General features: G+C 70.9%; 16 protein-coding genes and 1 tRNA gene. 10 read left to right on the forward strand and 7 right to left on the reverse strand.

The window, feature by feature from the left end; genetic code table 11:
- Positions 1-31: 31 nt before the first annotated feature.
- Positions 32-1,531 carry a 30S ribosomal protein S1 gene (gene rpsA / locus ACIP98_RS09035; protein ID WP_319661156.1) on the reverse strand — a complete coding sequence of 500 codons (1,500 nt, stop codon included), beginning with the start codon at positions 1,529-1,531 and terminating at the stop codon, positions 32-34.
- 303 nt (positions 1,532-1,834) lie between these two features.
- Here rpsA and ACIP98_RS09040 point away from each other — a divergent pair, with 303 nt between their 5' ends.
- Complete coding sequence (locus ACIP98_RS09040; protein ID WP_319661155.1) at positions 1,835-2,683, forward strand: class I SAM-dependent methyltransferase; 849 nt, start codon at positions 1,835-1,837, stop codon at positions 2,681-2,683.
- Positions 2,680-5,232, forward strand: coding sequence for an ATP-dependent helicase HrpB (gene hrpB / locus ACIP98_RS09045; protein WP_319661153.1), 2,553 nt, complete (start codon positions 2,680-2,682; stop codon positions 5,230-5,232). Before ACIP98_RS09040 ends, hrpB begins: the two co-directional genes overlap by 4 nt.
- Here the strand turns inward: hrpB and ACIP98_RS09050 are convergent.
- Both ACIP98_RS09050 and ACIP98_RS09055 read right to left on the reverse strand, forming a co-directional pair.
- Positions 5,201-5,983, reverse strand: a complete 783-nt coding sequence (locus tag ACIP98_RS09050; protein WP_401974584.1) for a helix-turn-helix domain-containing protein — start codon at positions 5,981-5,983, stop codon at positions 5,201-5,203. The two genes, hrpB and ACIP98_RS09050, sit on opposite strands and share 32 nt — an antisense overlap.
- Before the next feature lie 78 nt (positions 5,984-6,061).
- Positions 6,062-6,144 (reverse strand) — tRNA-Leu (locus ACIP98_RS09055).
- Positions 6,145-6,234: 90 nt separating this feature from the next.
- Between ACIP98_RS09055 and ACIP98_RS09060 the strand changes: the two genes are divergently transcribed.
- Positions 6,235-6,867 carry a response regulator gene (locus ACIP98_RS09060; protein ID WP_319661151.1) on the forward strand — a complete coding sequence of 211 codons (633 nt, stop codon included), beginning with the start codon at positions 6,235-6,237 and terminating at the stop codon, positions 6,865-6,867.
- A 15-nt stretch (positions 6,868-6,882) separates the two neighbouring features.
- Here the strand turns inward: ACIP98_RS09060 and ACIP98_RS09065 are convergent, their stop codons facing one another.
- On the reverse strand, positions 6,883-7,440 hold the full coding sequence (locus tag ACIP98_RS09065; RefSeq protein ID WP_319661149.1) for a hypothetical protein: 558 nt from the start codon (positions 7,438-7,440) through the stop codon (positions 6,883-6,885).
- A gap of 247 nt (positions 7,441-7,687) precedes the next feature.
- Between ACIP98_RS09065 and ACIP98_RS09070 the strand changes: the two genes are divergently transcribed.
- From ACIP98_RS09070 to ACIP98_RS09090, 5 genes are all read left to right on the forward strand, one after another.
- Positions 7,688-8,857, forward strand: coding sequence for a branched-chain amino acid ABC transporter substrate-binding protein (locus tag ACIP98_RS09070; RefSeq protein WP_319661146.1), 1,170 nt, complete (start codon positions 7,688-7,690; stop codon positions 8,855-8,857).
- A 127-nt stretch (positions 8,858-8,984) separates the two neighbouring features.
- The gene (locus tag ACIP98_RS09075) at positions 8,985-9,914 is read left to right on the forward strand and encodes a branched-chain amino acid ABC transporter permease (protein WP_319661145.1); all 930 of its coding nucleotides are present in this window, start codon (positions 8,985-8,987) and stop codon (positions 9,912-9,914) included.
- Positions 9,911-11,278: a branched-chain amino acid ABC transporter permease gene (locus tag ACIP98_RS09080; protein ID WP_319661143.1), complete on the forward strand. Its 1,368-nt coding sequence runs from the start codon at positions 9,911-9,913 to the stop codon at positions 11,276-11,278. Before ACIP98_RS09075 ends, ACIP98_RS09080 begins: the two co-directional genes overlap by 4 nt.
- On the forward strand, positions 11,275-12,216 hold the full coding sequence (locus tag ACIP98_RS09085; protein ID WP_319661142.1) for an ABC transporter ATP-binding protein: 942 nt from the start codon (positions 11,275-11,277) through the stop codon (positions 12,214-12,216). Before ACIP98_RS09080 ends, ACIP98_RS09085 begins: the two co-directional genes overlap by 4 nt.
- Positions 12,213-12,983: an ABC transporter ATP-binding protein gene (locus ACIP98_RS09090; protein WP_401974589.1), complete on the forward strand. Its 771-nt coding sequence runs from the start codon at positions 12,213-12,215 to the stop codon at positions 12,981-12,983. The genes ACIP98_RS09085 and ACIP98_RS09090 overlap by 4 nt, the downstream gene beginning before the upstream one ends.
- A gap of 73 nt (positions 12,984-13,056) precedes the next feature.
- On the opposite strand, the gene ACIP98_RS09095 is transcribed toward ACIP98_RS09090, so the two are convergent.
- Entirely contained in the window at positions 13,057-13,545 is a 489-nt protein-coding gene (locus ACIP98_RS09095; RefSeq protein WP_319661140.1) for a hotdog fold thioesterase, read from the reverse strand.
- 56 nt (positions 13,546-13,601) lie between these two features.
- A complete protein-coding gene (locus ACIP98_RS09100; RefSeq protein WP_319661139.1) occupies positions 13,602-15,926 on the reverse strand; it encodes an FdhF/YdeP family oxidoreductase in 2,325 nt (774 codons plus the stop codon).
- A 67-nt stretch (positions 15,927-15,993) separates the two neighbouring features.
- Here ACIP98_RS09100 and polA point away from each other — a divergent pair, with 67 nt between their 5' ends.
- Positions 15,994-18,732, forward strand: a complete 2,739-nt coding sequence (polA, locus tag ACIP98_RS09105) for a DNA polymerase I (RefSeq protein WP_401974592.1) — start codon at positions 15,994-15,996, stop codon at positions 18,730-18,732.
- Here the strand turns inward: polA and ACIP98_RS09110 are convergent.
- The gene (locus tag ACIP98_RS09110; RefSeq protein WP_401974595.1) at positions 18,663-19,577 is read right to left on the reverse strand and encodes a DUF4184 family protein; all 915 of its coding nucleotides are present in this window, start codon (positions 19,575-19,577) and stop codon (positions 18,663-18,665) included. The two genes, polA and ACIP98_RS09110, sit on opposite strands and share 70 nt — an antisense overlap.
- Before the next feature lie 137 nt (positions 19,578-19,714).
- On the opposite strand from ACIP98_RS09110, the gene ACIP98_RS09115 reads away from it, so the two are divergent.
- Complete coding sequence (locus tag ACIP98_RS09115; protein ID WP_401974598.1) at positions 19,715-20,986, forward strand: lytic transglycosylase domain-containing protein; 1,272 nt, start codon at positions 19,715-19,717, stop codon at positions 20,984-20,986.
- Positions 20,987-21,035: the final 49 nt, after the last annotated feature.

Consider the following 21,035-nt stretch of genomic DNA (forward strand, 5'->3'; position numbering starts at 1 on the left):
TCCGTCGTACCCGGGGCCGGAGCCCCTGCGATCAGCTCTGGCCGCCGGCCAGCTTCTCGCGGAGCGCGGCGAGCGCCTCGTCCGACGCGAGCGCGCCCGAGGTGTCGCTGGACTCCGAGGAGTACGAGCCACCGGCGGGGCCGGCCGCCGGAGCGGCCTGGCCGGCCTCGGCCGCAGCCTCGGCGTCGGCCTCGCGGGACTTGATGACCTGGGCCTGGTGCTGCTCGAAGCGGGACTGCGCCTCGGCGTACTGGCGCTCCCACTCCTCGCGCTGCTTCTCGTACCCCTCGAGCCAGTCGTTGGCCTCGGGGTCGAAGCCCTCGGGGTAGATGTAGTTGCCCTGGTCGTCGTAGGACGCGGCCATGCCGTACAGGGTCGGGTCGAACTCGACCGAGGCCGGGTCGGCACCGAAGGACTCGTTGGCCTGCTTCAGCGAGAGGCTGATGCGACGGCGCTCGAGGTCGATGTCGATGACCTTGACGAAGATCTCGTCGTTGACCTGGACGACCTGCTCCGGGATCTCCACGTGGCGCTCGGCCAGCTCGGAGATGTGGACCAGGCCCTCGATGCCCTCGTCCACCCGGACGAACGCACCGAACGGCACCAGCTTGGTGACCTTGCCGGGGACGACCTGGCCGATCTGGTGCGTACGGGCGAACTGCTGCCACGGGTCTTCCTGGGTCGCCTTCAGCGACAGGGAGACACGCTCGCGGTCCATGTCGACGTCCAGGACCTCGACCGTGACCTCCTGGCCGACCTCGACGACCTCGGAGGGGTGGTCGATGTGCTTCCAGGACAGCTCGGACACGTGCACGAGGCCGTCCACGCCACCCAGGTCCACGAAGGCACCGAAGTTGACGATGGAGGAGACGACGCCGGAGCGCACCTGCCCCTTCTGGAGGGTGGTGAGGAAGGTCTGACGGACCTCGCTCTGGGTCTGCTCCAGCCACGCGCGGCGGGACAGGACCACGTTGTTGCGGTTCTTGTCCAGCTCGATGATCTTGGCCTCGAGCTCCTTGCCGACGTACGGCTGGAGGTCGCGGACACGACGCATCTCGACGAGCGACGCGGGGAGGAAGCCCCGGAGGCCGATGTCGAGGATGAGACCACCCTTGACGACCTCGATGACGGTACCGGTGACGATCCCGTCCTCTTCCTTGATCTTCTCGATCGTGCCCCAGGCGCGCTCGTACTGGGCGCGCTTCTTGGACAGGATCAGCCGGCCCTCCTTGTCCTCCTTCTGGAGGACCAGGGCCTCGATCTCGTCGCCCACGGCGACGACCTCGTTGGGGTCGACGTCGTGCTTGATCGAAAGCTCGCGCGAAGGGATGACACCCTCGGTCTTGTAACCGATGTCGAGCAGGACCTCGTCCCGGTCGACCTTCACGATGACGCCGTCGACGATGTCGCCGTCGTTGAAGTACTTGATCGTCTCGTCGATCGCGGCGAGGAAGGCTTCCTCGGAACCGATGTCGTTGACCGCCACCTGCGGGGTGGTACGAGGGGCCTGGGCCTCGGTGCTGCTCGTCATTAGGAAAAGGGCTCCGGTACGGACATGAAGTCGTAGGTACTGCTACGCCGTAAGCCCGTTTCGCTCCTGCCGATTCCGGACAGCCCACAAGGCCGAGAGGTTTACAACAGATGTGAGCGCAGCCTGCTCCGTCCGAGGCGCGCAGGCTCGCAGCGCAACTTGTAGCATACGGGGGCAGCCGGGCACGGTCAATGCGCGAAGAGCACACCACGGGCGGAACACCCCGTACCGGGCACTGGCACAACACGTGCTGCGGCGGCACCACAGCCACAGGTCACCACAGAGGGTACGACGACCACAGCGATGATCCAAGCACCGCCCCCCCAGCCCGTCCCGGAAGAACCCGAGGCCACCCGCCGTGTCGCGGACGGCACAGAGAGCAGCCGCGCCAATCGCGGCTGGTGGGACCGCAATGCCGACGAGTACCAGACCGACCACGGCGAGTTCCTCGGCGACGCCGAATTCGTGTGGGGACCCGAGGGGCTGAACGAGGAGGACGCCCGGCTTCTCGGCCCCGCCGAACGGCTCGCGGGCGCCGCCGTCCTCGAGATCGGCGCCGGCGCCGCCCAGTGCTCCCGCTGGCTCGCCGCGCAGGGCGCCCACCCGGTCGCCCTCGACCTCTCCCACCGCCAGCTCCAGCACGCCCGCCGCATCGACCAGCACGCCGCGAACGGCACAGCCCCCCGATTCCCCCTCGTACAGGCCGACGCGAGCGCCCTGCCCTTCGCCGACGCCGCCTTCGACCTCGCCTGCTCCGCCTACGGCGCACTGCCCTTCATCGCCGACACCGCCCGCGTCATGAGCGAGGTCCGGCGCGTCCTGCGCCCCGGCGGACGCTGGATCTTCTCCGTGACCCACCCCGTCCGCTGGGCCTTCCCCGACGAACCCGGCCCCGAAGGCCTCACCGCCTCCGCGTCCTACTTCGACCGCACCCCCTACGTCGAACAGGACGAGAACGGACGTGCCGTCTACGTCGAACACCACCGCACCCTCGGCGACCGCATCCGCGAACTGACCGCCGCCGGCTTCGTCCTCACCGACCTCGTCGAACCCGAATGGCCCGCCTGGAACACCGAGGAATGGGGCGGCTGGTCACCCCTGCGCGGCCGGCTCATCCCCGGCACGGCGATCTTCGTCTGCACCGCCGGATGAGCGACCGCCTGAGCGCGTCCCGCAAGGACGCGCTCGCCGCGCTCCCCGTCCGCACCGCACTCCCCGCACTGCGCGACGCACTCGACGGCCACGGCTGCGCCGTGCTCGCCGCCCCGCCCGGCACCGGAAAGACCACCTTGGTGCCGCTCGCCCTCGCCGGCCTCACCGGCGACGGGCCCACCCGCCGGGTGATCGTCGCCGAACCCCGCCGCATGGCCGCCAAGGCCGCCGCCCGGCGCATGGCCTGGCTCCTCGGCGAAGAACCCGGGGACCGCGTCGGATTCACCGTCCGCGGCGAACGCAAGGTCTCCCCCCGCACCCTCGTGGAGGTCGTCACCACCGGCGTCCTGCTGCAGCGCCTCCAACGCGACCAGGAACTCCCCGGCGCCGACACCGTCCTGCTCGACGAATGCCACGAACGGCACCTCGACGCCGACACCGCCATGGCCTTCCTGCTGGACGTCCGCGCCGCCCTCCGCCCCGACCTGCGCATCGTCGCCGCCTCCGCCACCACCGACGCCGACGCCTGGTCCCGGCTGCTGGACGGCGCACCCGTGATCCGCGCCGAGGGCCGCGCCCACCCCGTCGACCTCAGCTACGCGCCGCCCCCGCGCGGCATCCGCCCCCCGCACGGCATGCGCGTCGACCCCGCCCTGCTCGACCACATCGCCGCGACCGTGCGCACCGCACTGCGCGACCACGACGGCGACATCCTGTGCTTCCTGCCCGGCACCGGCGAGATCGCCCGCGTCGCCGGACTCCTCGGCGGCGACCACGGCCTCCACGCCGACGTGCTCCAACTGCACGGCCAAGCCCCCGCGGCCGTACAGGAAAGCGTCCTGCGCGGCGGCGACGGCACCCGGCGCCGTATCGTCCTCACCACCTCCGTCGCCGAATCCAGCCTCACCGTGCCCGGCGTCCGCATCGTCGTCGACTCCGGACTCGCCCGCGAACCCCGCACCGACCACGCCCGCGGCCTGGGCTCCCTCACCACCGTCCGGGCCTCCCACGCCACCGCCGCCCAACGCCTCGGCCGAGCCGGCCGCGAAGCCCCCGGCCACGCCTACCGCTGCTGGAACCAGGCCGACGACGCCGGCCGCCCCCGCTACCCCTCCCCCGAGATCGCCATCGCCGACCTCACCCAGTTCGCCCTCCAGGCCGCCGCCTGGGGCGACCCCGAGGCCACCGGACTCGCCCTCCTCGACCCGCCCCCCGCGGGGGCCCTGGCCGCCGCACGCGACGTCCTCACCGCCATCGGCGCCACCCGCCCCGACGGCCGCCCCACCGACCACGGCACCCGCATGGCCCGCGTCGGCCTCCACCCCCGCCTCGCCCGTGCCCTCCTCGACGGCGCCCCCCGCGTCGGCACCCGGCGCGCCGCCGACATCGTCGCCCTCATCTCCGAAGAACCCCCGCGCGGCTACGGCGACGACCTCACCACCGCCTGGCGCACCGCCCGCCACGCCCACGACGCCTACGCCGCACGCTGGCGCGCCGAAACCCGCCGCCTCGCCGCCGCGGCCCCCGACCACCCCGCGGGCGCCCTCACCGACGACACCGCCGCAGGCCTCGTCACCGCCCTCGCCTTCCCCGAACGCGTCGCCCGCCGCCGCGCCGCCGGCAGCTACCTCATGGCCTCCGGCACCGCCGCCGACCTCACCCCCGGCACCCGCCTCGGCACCCCCGAATGGCTCGCCGTGGCCGTCGCCGACCGCCCCGCCGGCGCACCCTCCGCCCGCGTCCGGCTCGCCACCGTCATCGACGAGGACACCGCCCGCACCGCCGCCGCGCCCCTCCTCGCCGCCCACGACGACGTCTCCTGGACCGACGGCGACATCACCGCCCACCACACCGTCCGCCTCGGCGCCATCGAACTCAGCACCCGCCCGCTGGCCTCCCCCGACCCCGGCCTCCTGCGCGCCGCCCTCCTCGACGGCCTCCGCCGCGAAGGCCCCGCCCTGCTCCGCTGGTCCCGCGACGCCACCACACTCCGGCAGCGCCTGGCCTTCCTGCACCGCGAACTCGGCGCCCCCTGGCCCGACGTCTCCGACGACGCCCTCCTGGACCGCGCCGACGAATGGCTCGCCCCCGAACTCGCCCGCGCCCGCCGTCGCGCCGACCTCACCCGCATCGACGCCGGCGCCGCCCTCTCCCGCCTCCTCCCCTGGGCCGGCGGCGAAGCGGCCCGGCTCGGCGAACTCGCCCCGGAACGCATGGAGATCCCCTCCGGCTCCCGTGTCCGCGTCTCCTACGACGACGACCGGCCCGTCCTCGCCGCCAAGCTCCAGGAACTCTTCGGCTGGACCGCCACCCCGCGCATCGCGGACGGCCGCGTCCCCCTCGTCGTCCACCTCCTGTCCCCCGCAGGCCGGCCCGCCGCCGTCACCTCCGACCTCGCCTCCTTCTGGCGCGAGGGCTACCGCGCCGTCCGGGCGGAACTGCGCGGGCGCTACCCGAAGCACCCCTGGCCGGAGGACCCGTCGACGGCCACGGCCACGCGGCACACGAAGGCGCGGCTCAGTACTTCGGACCGACGAAGCGGTCCATGAGGGCGACGGAGGCCTTGCGGGCGACGGAGATGTTGAACGGGGCGGCACCCCTCCGGGTGACGCTCCACTCGACACCCAACTTGTCGAGCGTCGCCGTGAGCAGTCCCCGGATGTCGTCGGACTTGTTGGCGAAGAAGTAGCGCGGATACTCGTAGCGCTTGGGTTCCCCCGCGACGATGCGCGTCGTCCAGTTGGTGATCCGGCACCCGTCCGAATGGATGAGTCCCCGGACGAACTCCCACGGGTACGCGTCCACGACGGCCTGCTGCCACGGCTCCAGGACAATGGGGCGCTCGTGCTTCTTCCCCGCCCCGTGCTGCGGGAACATGCACCACAGGTGCCTGGAGAAGACCTTGACGTTGCTGCACCCGGTCCGGCGGACACGGCATGTCCTGTTCTGCGGGAAGACCGCCCGCATCGCCTTCTCCGCCTCGTCCATGAGCCCCGGCCACGCCTCGGAGCAGGTAATCATGAGGCTTGGCACACGGTGCTGGGAGTACTGGATGATGTGGCCGTCGCCGAGGTAGAGGCCGAGCAGGTAGGAGTACGCGGCCTCGTCGAGTTCGGATCCGCCGCATCGAGGGCAGGCCGGCCGCCCGGGACACGTTCCGCGTTCGGAGCGGTCGAGGTGCACCCAATACGCCACGGTCCCCTTGGGCACACCGAGGGTCCGGGCGATGTCGGCGTTCCGATGGCCCGATCGGCTCAGCGTCACCGCTCGCCGCCTCAATTCGCTTCCATGTGCGACCATACGGTCACTTTGCGTAGCGAAACAGGGATCACGCAGCAAAAGGGCGAACGTTCACTCGAACGAGATTCGTACAGTGGGTGCCGGGTGCGGGATTCGAACCCGCAAGCCCTCACGGGCAGATGTGTTTGAGACATCCGTGTATGCCATTCCACCAACCCGGCCGGTTGCGGCTCACAGCGTACCGTGTGGATGCTGGCCGTCGCAGCTAGGTAGGCTCTTGGTGCAGCACCTGCCCTGGAACGAGGAGTCCCGTGAGCGCCGCCGAGCCCGAGCCCGTTGACGAGCACACGCACGTACCGCCGCACACCACCCGCGTGGTGATCGCCGAGGACGAGGCTCTGATCAGGCTCGACCTCAAGGAGATGCTGGAGGAAGAGGGCTACTCCGTGGTCGGCGAGGCGGGCGACGGCGAGACGGCCGTGAAGCTGGCCGAGGAGCTCCGGCCGGATCTGGTGATCCTGGACGTGAAGATGCCGGTGCTCGACGGCATCTCGGCGGCGGAGCGGATCGCGAAAAACAAGATCGCGCCGGTGCTGATGCTGACCGCGTTCTCGCAGCGCGAGCTGGTGGAGCGGGCGCGGGACGCCGGGGCGATGGCGTACCTGGTCAAGCCGTTCAGCAAGAGCGACGTGGTGCCGGCCATCGAGATGGCGGTGTCGCGGTTCACGGAGTTGCGGGCGCTGGAGGCGGAGGTCGCGGACCTGAGTCTGCGGCTGGAGACCCGGAAGCTGGTGGACCGGGCGAAGAGCGTGCTGCAGACGAAGTACGGGCTGAGTGAGCCGGCGGCGTTCCGGTGGATCCAGAAGACGTCGATGGATCGCCGGATGACGATGCAGGCGGTGGCCCAGGCGGTGCTGGACGAGGTGGACGGCGCCCCTCAGTAGGGGTCGTGGCGGCCGTCAGGCCGAGTGGTCCGGCCAGTCGAGCCGGGGCAGGGGGATGTCCGCGGCGGGCATCCCTTTGTCGTTGGTGACGGCGAGGTGGTCGACGGCGGCGTTCTTGGGGATGTCGAACCAGAGGTCGTACTGGGCGCTGTCGTGGGCGCCGATGTCGAGCGTGAGCGGCTGGCGTTTGATCTGCATGGCTTCCCAGTCCATGGAGTGCCGGGTTCCGTCGGCGAGGACGAGGCGCTGGTCGTCGTTGTCGAGGTGGGCGCTGACGGCGTCATCGACGGTGACGTCGATCCTGACGCGGCAGAGCCGGCCCTTGGCGGGGTGTTCGGCGTGGGTGCCGACGATGACGGCGATTCCGCAACGCAGGGCGACGGCGCGGATTTCGAGGTTCCCCGGGTGGACGGCGGGGGCGTCGAGGGCGATCTCCAGCTGACGCAGGGGGCGTTGGGGCGCCGGCCGGGGGGTGTGGGGCCAGAGTGCGGCGGCGGCCAGGGCGGTGGCCAGGGCGCCTGTGAGTGCGGCCGTCGCGGCGACGGCCGGCAGGTGTCGGGCAAGTGGCGCCACAGTGACGCCATTTCGGACATTCAACTGCACTTCTCCCCCTGGACTCGTCCGGTGAGCGGTAAGGACCGTTCTGTTTCCGGCACATGACCGAGGTCACTGTACGATCACATCTCTCCCATCGGCCTATCTGTGTGCCTGATCAGCGGATTACATTCCCGCCAACCCCGCGTGGCTCCCACGCGGTCGTAAAGCGGAGGGCCTACGGCTCGCCGACTGTAATCACATTGGGCGGATCCAGGGGGTCGTAGTGCTCAACAAGAAGCTCGTCAAGCTTGCTCTTCCGGTGGCCGTTGGCGCTCTTGCGCTCACCGCGTGCGGTGGCGGCAAGGACGACAGCAGCAATGGCGGCAAGCCGACGTTCTCCATCGGCTTCCAGGGTCCGTTGTCGGGTGACAACAGCGCACTGGGCATCAACGAGGACAACGGCCTGAAGCTGGCCGTGGAAGAGGCCAACGCCAAGGGTGACCTGCCCTTCACGCTGAAGGTCGTGGACGGCGACGACCAGGGTCTTCCGGACCAGTCGCCCGCCGCTGCCCAGAAGCTCATCGGCGACACCAGCGTCGTGGCCGTGGTCGGCCCGGCGTTCTCGGGTCCGACGAAGGCGGCCGGTGGCCTGTACGCGCAGGCGACGCTTGCCGCGGTGACGCCTTCGGCGACCAACCCGGACCTGACGAACCAGGGCTTCACGTCGTTCCTGCGCGGTGCGCCGAACGACAACGAGCAGGGTGCCGGCATGGCCGAGTACCTGTCGAAGAAGGTGAAGGCCAAGAAGGTCTTCGTCATCGACGACAAGAGCGAGTACGGCGTGGGTCTGGCGAAGGTCGCCATCGACAGCCTGAAGGCCGCGGGCGTGGAGGTCCAGACGGACTCCGTCCCGGCGAAGACCCCGGACTACACGGCCGCCGCGACGACGGTCGTCAACTCCAAGGCCGACGCGCTGATCTACGCGGGTTACTACGCGGACCTGGCCCCGTTCGCCAAGAAGCTGGCCGACGGCGGCTTCAAGGGCATCGGCGTCTCCGGTGACGGTTCCAACGACGCGAAGTTCGTGGAGCTGGCGGGCGCCGCGTCGGAGAAGTGGTACCTGACCTGCCCCTGCACCGACGCGACGAAGAACACCAGCACCAAGGCGTTCACCGACGCGTACACCAAGAAGTTCAACACGCCTCCGGGCACCTACTCGGCCGAGTCGTACGACATCGCGAACCTGATCATCTCCGAGATGAAGAAGCTCGGTAAGGACGTCACCCGCGACAAGCTGCTGGCGGCTCTGAAGGTCGTGGACTACAAGGGTCTGACGAAGGACTTCGCCTTCGACGACAAGGGCGAGCTCAAGACCAAGAACGTGTACCTGTACCAGGTGACCGGCGGCAAGATCGGTTACCTGGGTGACGTGGCCACCCTCAGCAACGGCTGATCCGGCTTCCGGCACCTGAGGTGGGGGGCGTGGGACGCGGCTCCGGCCGTCGCCCCGCGCCCCCCATCGCCGTGTCGGACGTGATTTCGCCGCCCTTCACCGGCTTCAGCAAGGACACCCACGCACGATGAATCTCTTCCACAACTTCTGGGATTACTTCATCCCAGGGCTGACGACGGGCTCCATGTACGCCGTCATCGCCATCGGGTACACGTTGGTCTACGGCGTGCTCCAGCTCATCAACTTCGCCCACAGCGAGGTCTTCATGATGGGCGGCTTCGGTTCGCTCGTCGTGCTCTCGGAGCTCGCTCCCCAGAGTCCGCACGGCTTCACTTCCGTGGTCTGGGTGATCGTCGGCATGATCGCCGGCGCTCTGGTCGGTGCGCTGACGGCGTTCGGCCTGGAGAAGGCGGCCTACAAGCCGCTACGCAAGCGCAATGCGCCGAAACTGGTCTTCCTGATCAGCGCCATCGGTGCGTCGTTCTTCCTGTACAACCTGGCGGGCAAGCTGTGGGGCCGCAACCCCGTGCCGATGCCGGAGCTGTACACCAACGGTGAGGTCTTCAGCGTCTTCGGCACTCCGGTGAAGATCACTCAGCTGATCATCATCGGCTCGGCGGTGGCGATGATGATCGGCCTGGACCTGGTGGTCAACCGCACCAAGATGGGCGCCGGCATCCGTGCCGTCGCGCAGGACGCGGAGACGGCCGGTCTGATGGGCGTCGACATCGACAAGATCATCTCCCGTACCTTCATCATCGGCGGTCTGCTGGGCGGTGCGGCCGGCTTCCTGTACGGCTTCGGCATCTCGGGCCAGGTTTGGTTCACGGTGGGCTTCCTGCCGGGCATCAAGGCGTTCGCCGCGGCGGTGCTGGGCGGTATCGGCAACATCCGCGGCGCCATGCTGGGCGGTCTGCTGCTGGGCATCGTGGAGAACCTGAGCTCGCCGGTCTTCGGCACCCAGTGGATCGACGTGACCGCGTTCGTGGTGCTGATCCTGGTGCTGATGTTCCGTCCGACGGGCATCATGGGCGAGCGTCTGGGGAGGTCGGCATGAGTGACACGAGCGCTGCCCAGTCCTTCTCGGTGGACGTGGCGAAGCTGCGCCGCAAGGCCTGGTACCAGGAGCCGCGCTGGGTGCGGCTGCTCGGCATGCTGGTGCTGGGCTTCGTCCTGGCGCTGATGACGGGTGAGGACGGCAATCCGGCGGACAAGTTGTCGGCGTTCACGGGCGCCTTCGAGTCGGCGCGGCTGTGGATCTGCCTGGCCATCATGGCGGCCCTGTGGGCGCTGATGGAGTTCGGTGCCCCGGTGCGCGAGGCGGCCCGGCAGGGGACGCAGGGGGTCACCAGGTCGCTGGAGCCGGCGCGGGCGCTGTTCCGCAGCAACGGCTGGCTGCGGCTGGGCGGCCTGGTGGTGGTCCTGGTGCTGGCGATCGTCATTCCCGCCAACACCAGCCTGTTCTGGCAGGAGGTCCTCGTCACGCAGATGGGGATCTTCATGATCATCGCGGTCGGCCTGAACGTGGTGGTCGGCTGGGCCGGTCTGCTGGACCTGGGCTTCATCGCCTTCTACGCGATCGGCGCGTACTCGTGCGCGTTCTGGACCGGCCACATGCCGGTGAAGCCGCCGTTCACGGTGGGCGCGCTGGAGTCGATCCCGTTCGCGATCGTCACCTGTCTGATCGCCGGTGTGCTGCTGGGCGCCCCGACGCTGCGGCTGCGCGGTGACTACCTCGCGATCGTGACGCTGGGCTTCCACGAGATCGTGTACCTGGTCGCGAAGAACTCGGACGGTTTCACGAACGGTTCGCGCGGTGTGATCGGCATCCCGCACCCGTCGATCCACATCGGTCCGATCAACTACGACTGGACGCTGGACCCGCTGCCGTACTGGTACCTGCTGCTGTTCTTCCTGGTGGTGCTGATCTTCCTGTACAACCGGCTGGAGCACTCGCGGATCGGCCGCACCTGGACGGCGATCCGGGAGGACGAGGTGGCCGCCTCCGCGACGGGCATCAACACCGTCCGGTACAAGCTGCTGGCGTTCGCGATCGGCGCGTCGACCTCGGGTCTGGCGGGCGTGGTGTACTCCAGCAAGGTCGGCTTCATCAACCCGGAGAACTTCACCATCGTGCTGTCGGTGCTGGCGCTGGCGTACGTGGTCTTCGGCGGCATGGGCTCGATCGCGGGTGTGCTCTTCGGCGCGGCGCTGCTGGTGTGGCTGCCGAACGCGCTGCGGGACTACGTTCCGGAGCAGGACCGCTTCATCTACCTGGGCGCGCTGCTCGTCATCATGATGATCTTCCGTCCGCAGGGCGTGATCCCCTCCCGCCGCAGGCAGCGCGAGCTGCACATGGCGGAGGCGGGTGTCGGCGACGCCGACGCCATGAGCGAGCCGGTGGGAGGCGTGCAGAAGTGAGCGCGGTGACGGAGGAAGCGGGCGCGCAGCCCGCGCAGAGCGGTGACACGGTGCTGGAGGCCCGCGGTGTGACGCTGCGGTTCGGCGGTCTCACCAGCCTCTCGGAGGTGAACCTGACGATGCGCCGCGGGGAGATCCTCGCGGTGATCGGCCCGAACGGGGCGGGCAAGACCTCGCTGTTCAACTCCCTGACGGGTGTGTACGTCCCGCAGGAGGGCACGATCGCCTTCCACGAGGACGGCGGTGCGCAGCGCAAGTTGCTGGGTGCCAAGCCGTACCTGGTGAACCGCTACGGTGTGGCGCGGACGTACCAGAACATCCGGCTGTTCGGCGCGCTGACGGCGCTGGAGAACGTCAAGATCGCGGCGGAGTCGCGGCAGCGGTCGGGAGCGATCTCGATCATGCTGGGCATGCCGTGGGCGCGCCGGGACGAGAGGGCCAGCGACCAGCGGGCCCAGGAGTTGCTGGCGTACGTGGGTCTGACCGGCAAGCACAATGAGCTGGCCGCCAGTCTGTCCTACGGCGACCAGCGGCGCCTGGAGATCGCGCGGGCGCTGGCGACGGACCCGAAGGTGCTGCTGCTGGACGAGCCGGCCGCCGGGACCAACCCGACGGAGAAGCTGGAGCTGGAGCAGCTGATCCGCCGGATCAACCAGGATCTGGGCATCAGCGTGCTGCTGATCGAGCACGACATGAAGCTCGTGATGTCGGTGGCGGACCGTGTCATGGTGCTCAACTTCGGCAAGGTGATCGCCGAGGGGCTGCCCGAGGAGGTGCAGCGCGATCCCGCGGTGATCGAGGCGTACCTGGGGTCGGCCGACGAGGAGGCCGTGGAGGCCGTCGCGGAGCTGGTCGAGGCCGCCGAGGCCGACGCCGGTGCCGCGCCCGCGACCCCGGAGGTCCCCGCACCGCGCGAGTCCGAGGAGGAGGGCCGATGACCGAGGCCGCCAACTTCGAGAAGGCGTCGGGCTTTTCCGTCGCCGAGGCCGCCCCGGCGATGCTGGAGCTGGTCGATCTGCAGGTGTTCTACGGCGCGATCCAGGCGCTCAAGGGCATCAACGTGACGGTCCGCCAGGGCGAGATCGTCGCGCTGCTCGGTGCCAACGGCGCCGGCAAGACCACTACCTTGCGCACGATTTCGGGTCTGCTGCAGCCGCGCCACGGTGAGGTGCGGCTCGGCGGCGCCCGGATCGACGGTGTTCCGTCGCACAAGGTGGTCGAACTCGGCATCGGGCACTCTCCCGAGGGCCGCCGGGTGTTCCCGGTGATGACGGTGCTGGAGAACCTGGAGATGGGCGCGTACCGCTTCAAGGGCGTGCCCAAGGACGACCTGGAGCGGGTGCTCACGCTCTTCCCGCGCCTCGCGGAGCGGCGTACCCAGCTGGCGGGCACGCTGTCCGGCGGTGAGCAGCAGATGCTGGCCATCGGCCGCGCTCTGATGGGGCGGCCGAACCTGCTGCTTCTGGACGAGCCGTCGATGGGTCTGGCGCCGCTGATCGTGCAGCAGATCTTCGAGATCATCAAGGAGATCAACGACCAGGGCACGACCGTGCTGCTGGTGGAGCAGAACGCCGCGCAGGCGCTGCAGCTCGCCCACCGCGGTTACGTCCTGGAGACCGGCGCGGTCGTCATGGAGGACGAGGCGTCGCGTCTGCTGTCCGACCCGCGGGTGCGGGCGGCGTACCTGGGCGAGGGCGCCGCGTAGCGGCAGCCGGCCCCCTGGCGCACGGCAGGCACGGCAACCGCCCCCGGAACGTTCCGGGGGCGGTTGCCGTGTGTCAGGCGCGGTCCGTGGTGCCCGCGGCGGCGGGGGTGGCCGGGCGCAGGGCGCAGGTCAGGCGAGCGGAGCAGACGCGGCGGTCCTGCTCGTCGCTGATGACGATCTCGTAGGTGGCGGAGGACCGGCCCCGGTGGACGGGGGTGGCGACGCCCGTGACGGTGCCGGAGCGCAGGCCGCGGTGATGGGTGCAGTTGAGGTCGACGCCGACGGCGACCTTGGCGGGGCCGCCGTGCAGCATGGCGCCGACGGAGCCGATGGTCTCGGCCAAGACGGCGGAGGCCCCGCCGTGGAGCAGCCCGTAGGGCTGGGTGTTGCCCTCGACGGGCATGGTGCCGACGACGCGCTCAGCGGAGGCCTCGATGATCTCGATGCCCATGCGGCTTCCCAGGTTTCCGGCGGAGAAGAGCGCCACCAGGTCGACGCCGAGGTCGGCGTACTGCTCGATGACCTCGGGCGGGAGAAGGCTCGTGGCGGTCTGCTCGGACATGGACGGTGGCTCCGATCGTCGTCGTTCGGTGTACTGGGCCGTTTTCTACCCGACGGTCACTGCGGGGCGGCGGGCGGGGTGGCCGGCTCCAGCCGGATCACGACCGACTTGGAGGCGGGGGTGTTGCTGGTGTCGGCGGTGTGGTCGAGCGGCACCAGGACGTTGGTCTCGGGGTAGTAGGCGGCGGCGCAGCCGCGGGGTGTGGGGTAGTGCACGACACGGAAGCCCTCGGCGCGGCGTTCGCTGCCGTCGGTCCACTCGCTGACGAGGTCGGCGTGGTCGCCGTCGGCGAGGCCGTGGGCGGCGGCGTCGTCGGGGTGGACCAGGATCACGCGGCGGCCGCCCTTGATGCCGCGGTAGCGGTCGTCGAGGCCGTAGATGGTGGTGTTGTACTGGTCGTGCGAGCGCAGCGTCTGCAGCAGCAGCCGGCCTTCGGGGACGTGCGGGTACTCCAGGGCGTCGGCGGTGAAGTGGGCGCGTCCGGTGGCGGTGGGGAAGCTGCGGGAGTCGCGGGGGGCGTGCGGCAGGGTGAAGCCGCCGGGGCGGCGCACCTTGACGTTGAAGTCGTCGAAGCCGGGGATCACGCGGGAGATGTGGTCGCGGACGCGGTCGTAGTCGCCTTCGAGGCCCCGCCAGTCGATCCCGCTGTGCGGCAGGACGGCGCGGGCCAGGCGGCAGATGATCGCGGGCTCGGACAGCAGGTGCGGGCTCGCGGGCTTCAGGCCGCCGCGGGAGGCGTGGACCATGCCCATGGAGTCCTCGACGGTGACGAACTGCTCGCCGGCCGCCTGGAGGTCCTTCTCGGTGCGGCCGAGGGTGGGCAGGATCAGGGCGCGGGCGCCGGTGACGACGTGGGAGCGGTTGAGCTTGGTGGAGACGTGCACGGTGAGGCGGGCGCGGCGCATGGCGGCTTCCGTGACATCGGTGTCGGGCGATGCGGCGACGAAGTTGCCGCCCATGGCGAAGAAGACCTTGGCCCGCCCGTCGCGCAGCGCGCGGATGGAGTCGACGGTGTCCAGGCCGTGCTCGCGGGGCGGGGCGAAGCCGAACTCCTTCTCCAGGGCGTCCAGGAAGGCGGGGGCGGGCTTCTCGTAGATGCCCATGGTGCGGTCGCCCTGGACGTTGCTGTGGCCGCGCACGGGGCACACACCGGCGCCGGGGCGGCCGATGTTGCCGCGCAGCAGGAGGAAGTTGACGACCTCCTTGATGGTGGGCACCGAGTGCTTGTGCTGGGTCAGGCCCATGGCCCAGCAGACGATGACGCTCTTGGCGTCGAGCACCATGGCGAGCAGTGCGTCGATGTCGGACTGCGGCAGGCCGGTGGCGCGGGCGACCTCGGCGGCGTCGGTGGCGCGGGCGGCGGCGGCGAACTCCTCGAAGCCCTGGGTGTGCTCGTCGATGAAGGCGCGGTCGAGGACGGTGCCGGGCTCCGTGTCCCCGGTGTTCCGGGCGTCCTCGGCCTCCAGCAGGGCCTTGTTCAGGGCGCGGAAGAGCGCCTGGTCGCCGCCGAGGCGGATCTGCAGGAAGAGGTCGGCCAGGGCGGTGCCGCCGCCGGCCAGCCCCTTGGGGGTCTGCGGGTTCTTGAAGCGCTGCAGTCCGGCCTCGGGCAGCGGGTTGACCGTGACGATCCGGGTGCCGCCGGCCTTCGCCTTCTCCAGTGCGGAGAGCATGCGGGGGTGGTTGGTGCCGGGGTTCTGCCCGGCGACGATGATCAGGTCGGCGCGGTAGAGGTCCTCCAGCAGGACGCTGCCCTTGCCGATGCCTATGGTCTCCACCAGGGCGGAGCCCGACGACTCGTGGCACATGTTGGAGCAGTCCGGCAGGTTGTTGGTGCCGAACTCGCGGGCGAAGAGCTGGTAGAGGAAGGCGGCCTCGTTGCTGGTGCGCCCGGAGGTGTAGAAGACGGCCTCGTCGGGGCCGCTCAGCGCGGTCAGCTCGTCGGCGACGATCTCGAAGGCCCGCTCCCAGGGGACGGGCTCGTAGTGGTCGGCGCCGTCGGGCAGGTACATGGGCTGGGTCAGCCGGCCCTGCTGGCCGAGCCAGTAGCCGCTGCGGCCGGACAGGTCGGTGACCGAGTGCTCGGCGAAGAAGTCCGGGGTGACCCGGCGGAGGGTGGCCTCCTCCGCGACGGCCTTGGCGCCGTTCTCGCAGAACTCCGCGGTGTGCCGGTGTCCCGGCTCGGGCCAGGCGCAGCCGGGACAGTCGAAGCCGTCCTTCTGGTTGACCTTGAGGAGGGTGAGAGCGGTACGCCTCATGCCCATCTGCTGCTGCGCGATCCGCAGCGAGTGGCCGACGGCCGGGAGCCCGGCAGCGGCGTGCTGCGGGGCGCTGACCTCGGGTGCGTCCTGGACGGGGTCGCCTGCGGGTGCTTTGCCTGCCATGGCTCCGATCCTGCCACGACGAGGCGGCGGACCGGCAGTGTCAGTCGGGCGTGGGAGGATCGGTTGCGTGGCAGCAAAGGCAGAGAAGACGAGCGCAGCGACCGGCACGGCACCCGCACCCCAAGGGGGCGAGCGGCCCCGGTTGCTCCTGCTGGACGGGCATTCGCTGGCGTACCGCGCGTTCTACGCGCTGCCGGTGGAGAACTTCAACACGACCACCGGTCAGCCGACGAACGCCGTGTACGGCTTCGCCTCGATGCTGGCCAACACGCTCCGTGACGAGCAGCCGACGCATCTGGCGGTGGCCTTCGACGTCTCGCGGCGCACATGGCGGCTGGAGGAGTTCCCGGAGTACAAGGCCACCCGGTCCGCCACACCGGACGAGTTCCGCAGCCAGGTCGAGCTGATCGGCGAGCTGCTGGACTCGATGAACGTGCAGCGCTTCGCCCTGGAGGGCTTCGAGGCGGACGACGTGATCGCCACGCTCGCCACCCAGGCGGAGGCGCTGGGTTACGAGGTCCTGATCGTCACCGGCGACCGGGACTCCTTCCAGCTGGTCTCGGACCACGTCACGGTGCTCTACCCGACCAAGGGCGTCTCGGAGCTGACGCGGTTCACCCCGGCGAAGGTCGAGGAGAAGTACGGGCTGACCCCGGCGCAGTACCCGGACTTCGCGGCGCTGCGCGGCGACCCGTCGGACAACCTGCCGGGCATCCCGGGTGTCGGCGAGAAGACCGCCGCCAAGTGGATCACCCAGTTCGGTTCGTTCGCGGAACTGGCGGAGCGCGCGGCCGAGGTGAAGGGCAAGGCCGGTGAGAACCTGCGCGCCCACCTGGAGTCGGTGAAGCTCAACCGGCGGCTGACCGAGCTGGTCCGGGACGTGACGCTGCCCTGCGGTCCGGAGGGGCTGGAGCGCCGGCCGTACGACCGCGAGGGCCTCAATGTGGTGCTGGACGCCCTGGAGTTCCGCCACCCCAACTTCCGGGAGCGGCTGTTCGCGGCCGACCCGGGGGCGCAGCAGGAGGAGCAGGAGATCGCCGGCGGCGTCGCCGTGGACGGCCGGGTGCTGGGCACCGGCGAGCTGGCCGGCTGGCTGGCGGAGCACGGGGGCGAGCCGCTGGGCATCGCCACGGTCGACGCCTGGGCACTGGGCGCGGGCAGCGTCTCGGAGGTCGCGCTGGCGGCCGCGGCCGGGCAGGCCGCCTGGTTCGACCCGTCGGTGCTGGACGAGGAGGACGAGCGGGCGTTCGCGGCGTGGCTGGCGGACCCGCGGCGCCCGAAGGTGGTGCACGACGCGAAGGGCCTGATGAGGGTCTTCGCCGAGCACGGCTGGAGCGTGGAGGGCATCACCATGTGCACGGCGCTGGCCGCGTACCTGGTCAAGCCCGGCCGCCGCTCGTTCGCGCTGGACGCGCTCTCGGTGGAGTACCTGGGCCGTGAGCTGTCCCCGGCCGGCGGCGAGGACGGTCAGCTGGCCTTCGGCGCCGATGACGAGGCCGAGGCGGACGCGCTGATGGTCCAGGCGCGCGCCGTGCTCGACCTGGGCGAGGCGTTCACCGGCCGGCTGGAGCAGGACGGCGCGCTGCGTCTGCTGAGCGAGGTCGAGCTGCCGACCTCCGCGCTGCTGGCGCGGATGGAGCGGGCGGGCATCGCCGCGGACCGCGAGCATCTGGAGCGCCTGGAGCAGCGGTTCGCCGGCGAGGTGCAGTTGGCGGTGAAGGAGGCGCACGCCGCGGTCGGCCACGAGTTCAACCTCGGCTCGCCCAAGCAGCTGCAGGAGGTGCTGTTCGGCGAGCTGGGCCTGCCCAAGACCAAGAAGACCAAGACGGGTTGGACGACCGACGCCGACGCCCTGGCCTGGCTGGCCGCGCAGACCGAGCACGAGCTGCCGGTCATCATGCTGCGCCACCGCGAGCAGGCCAAGCTGCGCGTGACGGTGGAGGGTCTGATCAAGACCATCGCCCCCGACGGGCGGATCCACACCAGCTTCAGCCAGACGGTGGCCGCGACCGGCCGGCTGTCGTCGACCGACCCCAATCTGCAGAACGTGCCGGTGCGCACGGACGAGGGCCGGGCGATCCGCCGCGGCTTCGTGGTGGGCGAGGGCTACGAGTCGCTGCTGACCGCCGACTACAGCCAGATCGAACTGCGCGTGATGGCCCACCTGTCGGAGGACGAGGGCCTGATCGCGGCGTTCGACTCGGGCGAGGACCTGCACACCACCGTCGGCTCCTACGTGTTCTCCGTGCCCGCGGAGCAGGTGGACGCCGAGATGCGGCGGAAGATCAAGGCGATGTCGTACGGGCTGGCGTACGGACTGTCGGCGTTCGGGCTGTCGGGGCAGCTGGGCATCGAGGCGGCCGAGGCGCGCGGTCTGATGGACACGTACTTCGAGCGGTTCGGCGGGGTGCGGGACTATCTGCAGCGCGTGGTGGAGGAGGCCCGGGTGACGGGCTACACCGAGACGCTGATGGGCCGCCGCCGCTATCTGCCGGACCTGAACAGCGACAACCGGCAGCGCCGCGAGATGGCCGAGCGGATGGCGCTGAACGCGCCGATCCAGGGCTCGGCCGCCGACATCGTCAAGATCGCGATGCTCAAGGTGGCCGCGGCGCTGACCGCGGAGGGGCTGCGGTCCCGGATGCTGCTCCAGGTGCACGACGAAATCGTGCTGGAGGTGGCCCCTGGCGAGCGGGCCGCCGTGGAGGAGCTGGTGCGCCGTGAGATGGCCGCCGCTTACCCCCTGCGGGCCCCGCTGGACGTCTCGGTGGGCGTCGGCACGGACTGGGAGTCTGCGGCGCACTGAGCCGTGCCTTCCCCGGTGCGGTACGCGAGGCGTACCGCACCGGCGCAGGCCGTGGCGGCCAGGGCCAGGCCGGCTCCGGCGCCGAAGAGCCCGGACGGGATGATCCCGGCGGCGTCGCCGGTGGCCCGGTACCACTGCCCGGCGCGCACGGCGGCCGCGGCGACCGTCGTGGCCCCGATGGCGGTCAGGGCGACGGCGCGGGCCCGCGGCGAGAGCCGCGGCACCCGGGACAGCGGACGGCGTCGGTTTTCGGCCGAATCCCAATCCGCATCCGGTTCCGGCACGGCGCGCAGCGCGCGGACCGCGTAGCCGGCCAGTACCGCCAGGGCCACGGCCGAGCTGCCGTACTGGGCGTACTTGTGCAGCGGTGTGCCGTGCAGCTGCCGGTCGAGTACCGGCAGCAGGCGGACGCCCCAGCGGTCGTGATGGGTGAACGCGTCCCAGACCACGTGGGTGGCGGCCCCGGCCGCGGCCGAGGCCCAGAAGGCGGCGGCGGAACGGAGCGTCGGCCGGCGCCGGTCCCCGCATCCGGTGATCGCCGCGACCCGGTCCCGGGACCGCTCGGGCAGCAGTGCCACCAGCGGTTCTCGCAGCAGTACCCAGCCGCCGGCCAGCGCGGCCGCGATGAGCGGGTCCCCGGTGACCAGGCCCAGCGGCGCGTGGGTGAAGGTGCCGTAGCCGTACACCCCGGAGACCAGCGACTCGGCGAAGTAGGGGACGTCGGGGGCGAAGGAGCCGGCGACCAGGGCCGCGGCGACCAGCGGGCCGCGCCCGCGCGGCGTGCCGTGGCGGTCCCGCCGCAGACCGGGAACGACCGCCAAGGCATGGCTGAGCGTGAACGGCATGCGACCTCTTCCCGAACATGTCTGTCAGATCAGTATGCGACGGTTTCGACGGTAGATCCGTTCAGGAAGTTGCCGTAGGGTCACCAGGGTTGTCGCGCAGGGAGACGCACAACTCGGTTTCGGGAGGGGCAGCTCATATGCGAGCGCGGTACGGACGGCGAGTCCGCAGGGGAGTCGCGGGCACCGCGGTGGCCGCCGCGGCGATGGCGGCGCTGACGGGCTCCCAGTCCGCGGCGGTGTTCCCGCAGATCGTCAACGCGAGCTCGGGGGCCCCTGTCACGCCTCCGCCGGGCGATCCCATCGACGGCGGCTCGCCGGACTACTTCACCGCGCTCCCGCCGCTCAACACGCCCGCGCCCGGCACCACCACGCCCAGCACCGGTACCGCCGGCGGCACGGGCGCCGTGACCACCGACGGCTCGGGGCTGCCGGCGACGGTGCTGGAGGCGTACCGCCGGGCGGAGGTGGCGCTCGCCGCCAGCGACCCGGGCTGCAACATGCGCTGGGAGCTGCTGGCCGCGATCGGCCAGGTGGAGTCCAACCAGGCGCGCGGCGGCAACGTGGACGCCGACGGCACCACCATCTCCCCGATCCTCGGCCCGGTCCTGAACGGCGACGGCTTCGCGAACATCACGGACACCGACCACGGCACGTGGGACGGGGACAGTGTCCACGACCGCGCGGTCGGCCCGATGCAGTTCATCCCGCAGACCTGGCAGACCTGGGGCGCCGACGGCAACGGTGACGGGGTCAGCAACCCGAACAACATATTCGACGCGGCACTGGCCGCCGGCCGCTACCTGTGCGCGGGCAACCGCGACATGTCGGTGGAGAGCGACCTCCACCAGGCCATCCTCGGGTACAACCACTCCGAGGCGTATCTGAACACCGTGCTGGCGTGGTACGCCCACTTCCGCAAGGGCGGGATCGTCTCCCTGCCGGACATCGGCGGCGCGGGCAGCGACACTCCGGAGACCCTGCCGTCGTCCCCGTCGCCGTCGCACTTCCCCTCGTGGTCCCCGTCTCCGTCGGCCTCGCCGAACGCGTCCGACTCCGGCTCGCCCCGGCCCACCAAGTCGCCGCGGCCCACCGCCTCGTCCAGCGGCACGATCGGCACCCCGACGCCGACGGGCGGCACCTCGCCGACCGGGCCCACGTCGCCGACCTCGCCGACCGACGACCCGACCACCGGTGGTCCCACCACGGGCCCGACGGACACGCCCACGGACCCCACGTCGCCCACCTGCCCGACCGACTCCCCGTCGCCCACCGGCACCGCGACTCCCACGCCCACGGACACCTCGTCGCCGGCCTGCCCGACCGACTCCCCGTCGCCCACGGCCACGGACACGTCCTCACCCTCCGACTCGGCGACCGAGGGCGCCACCGCCTCCGGCAAGGCCGGCTGACCGGTCCGGCCCGTCGGATCGGGCGTAGCGCGCGTCAGGGGCGGAACCA

It is taken from the genome of Streptomyces sp. NPDC088354, assembly GCF_044753585.1.
Classification (GTDB): Bacteria; Actinomycetota; Actinomycetes; order Streptomycetales; family Streptomycetaceae; genus Actinacidiphila.

Excerpts from the sequence above, each read along its gene's own strand:
- rpsA (WP_319661156.1), bottom strand. The coding sequence starts at position 1,531 with ATGACGAGCAGCACCGAGGCCCAGGCCCCTCGTACCACCCCGCAGGTG.
- ACIP98_RS09040 (WP_319661155.1), top strand. The coding sequence starts at position 1,835 with ATGATCCAAGCACCGCCCCCCCAGCCCGTCCCGGAAGAACCCGAGGCC.
- hrpB (WP_319661153.1), top strand. The coding sequence starts at position 2,680 with ATGAGCGACCGCCTGAGCGCGTCCCGCAAGGACGCGCTCGCCGCGCTC.
- ACIP98_RS09050 (WP_401974584.1), bottom strand. The coding sequence starts at position 5,983 with ATGGTCGCACATGGAAGCGAATTGAGGCGGCGAGCGGTGACGCTGAGC.
- ACIP98_RS09075 (WP_319661145.1), top strand. The coding sequence starts at position 8,985 with ATGAATCTCTTCCACAACTTCTGGGATTACTTCATCCCAGGGCTGACG.
- ACIP98_RS09080 (WP_319661143.1), top strand. The coding sequence starts at position 9,911 with ATGAGTGACACGAGCGCTGCCCAGTCCTTCTCGGTGGACGTGGCGAAG.
- ACIP98_RS09090 (WP_401974589.1), top strand. The coding sequence starts at position 12,213 with ATGACCGAGGCCGCCAACTTCGAGAAGGCGTCGGGCTTTTCCGTCGCC.
- ACIP98_RS09095 (WP_319661140.1), bottom strand. The coding sequence starts at position 13,545 with ATGTCCGAGCAGACCGCCACGAGCCTTCTCCCGCCCGAGGTCATCGAG.
- ACIP98_RS09100 (WP_319661139.1), bottom strand. The coding sequence starts at position 15,926 with ATGGCAGGCAAAGCACCCGCAGGCGACCCCGTCCAGGACGCACCCGAG.
- ACIP98_RS09110 (WP_401974595.1), bottom strand. The coding sequence starts at position 19,577 with ATGCCGTTCACGCTCAGCCATGCCTTGGCGGTCGTTCCCGGTCTGCGG.
- ACIP98_RS09115 (WP_401974598.1), top strand. The coding sequence starts at position 19,715 with ATGCGAGCGCGGTACGGACGGCGAGTCCGCAGGGGAGTCGCGGGCACC.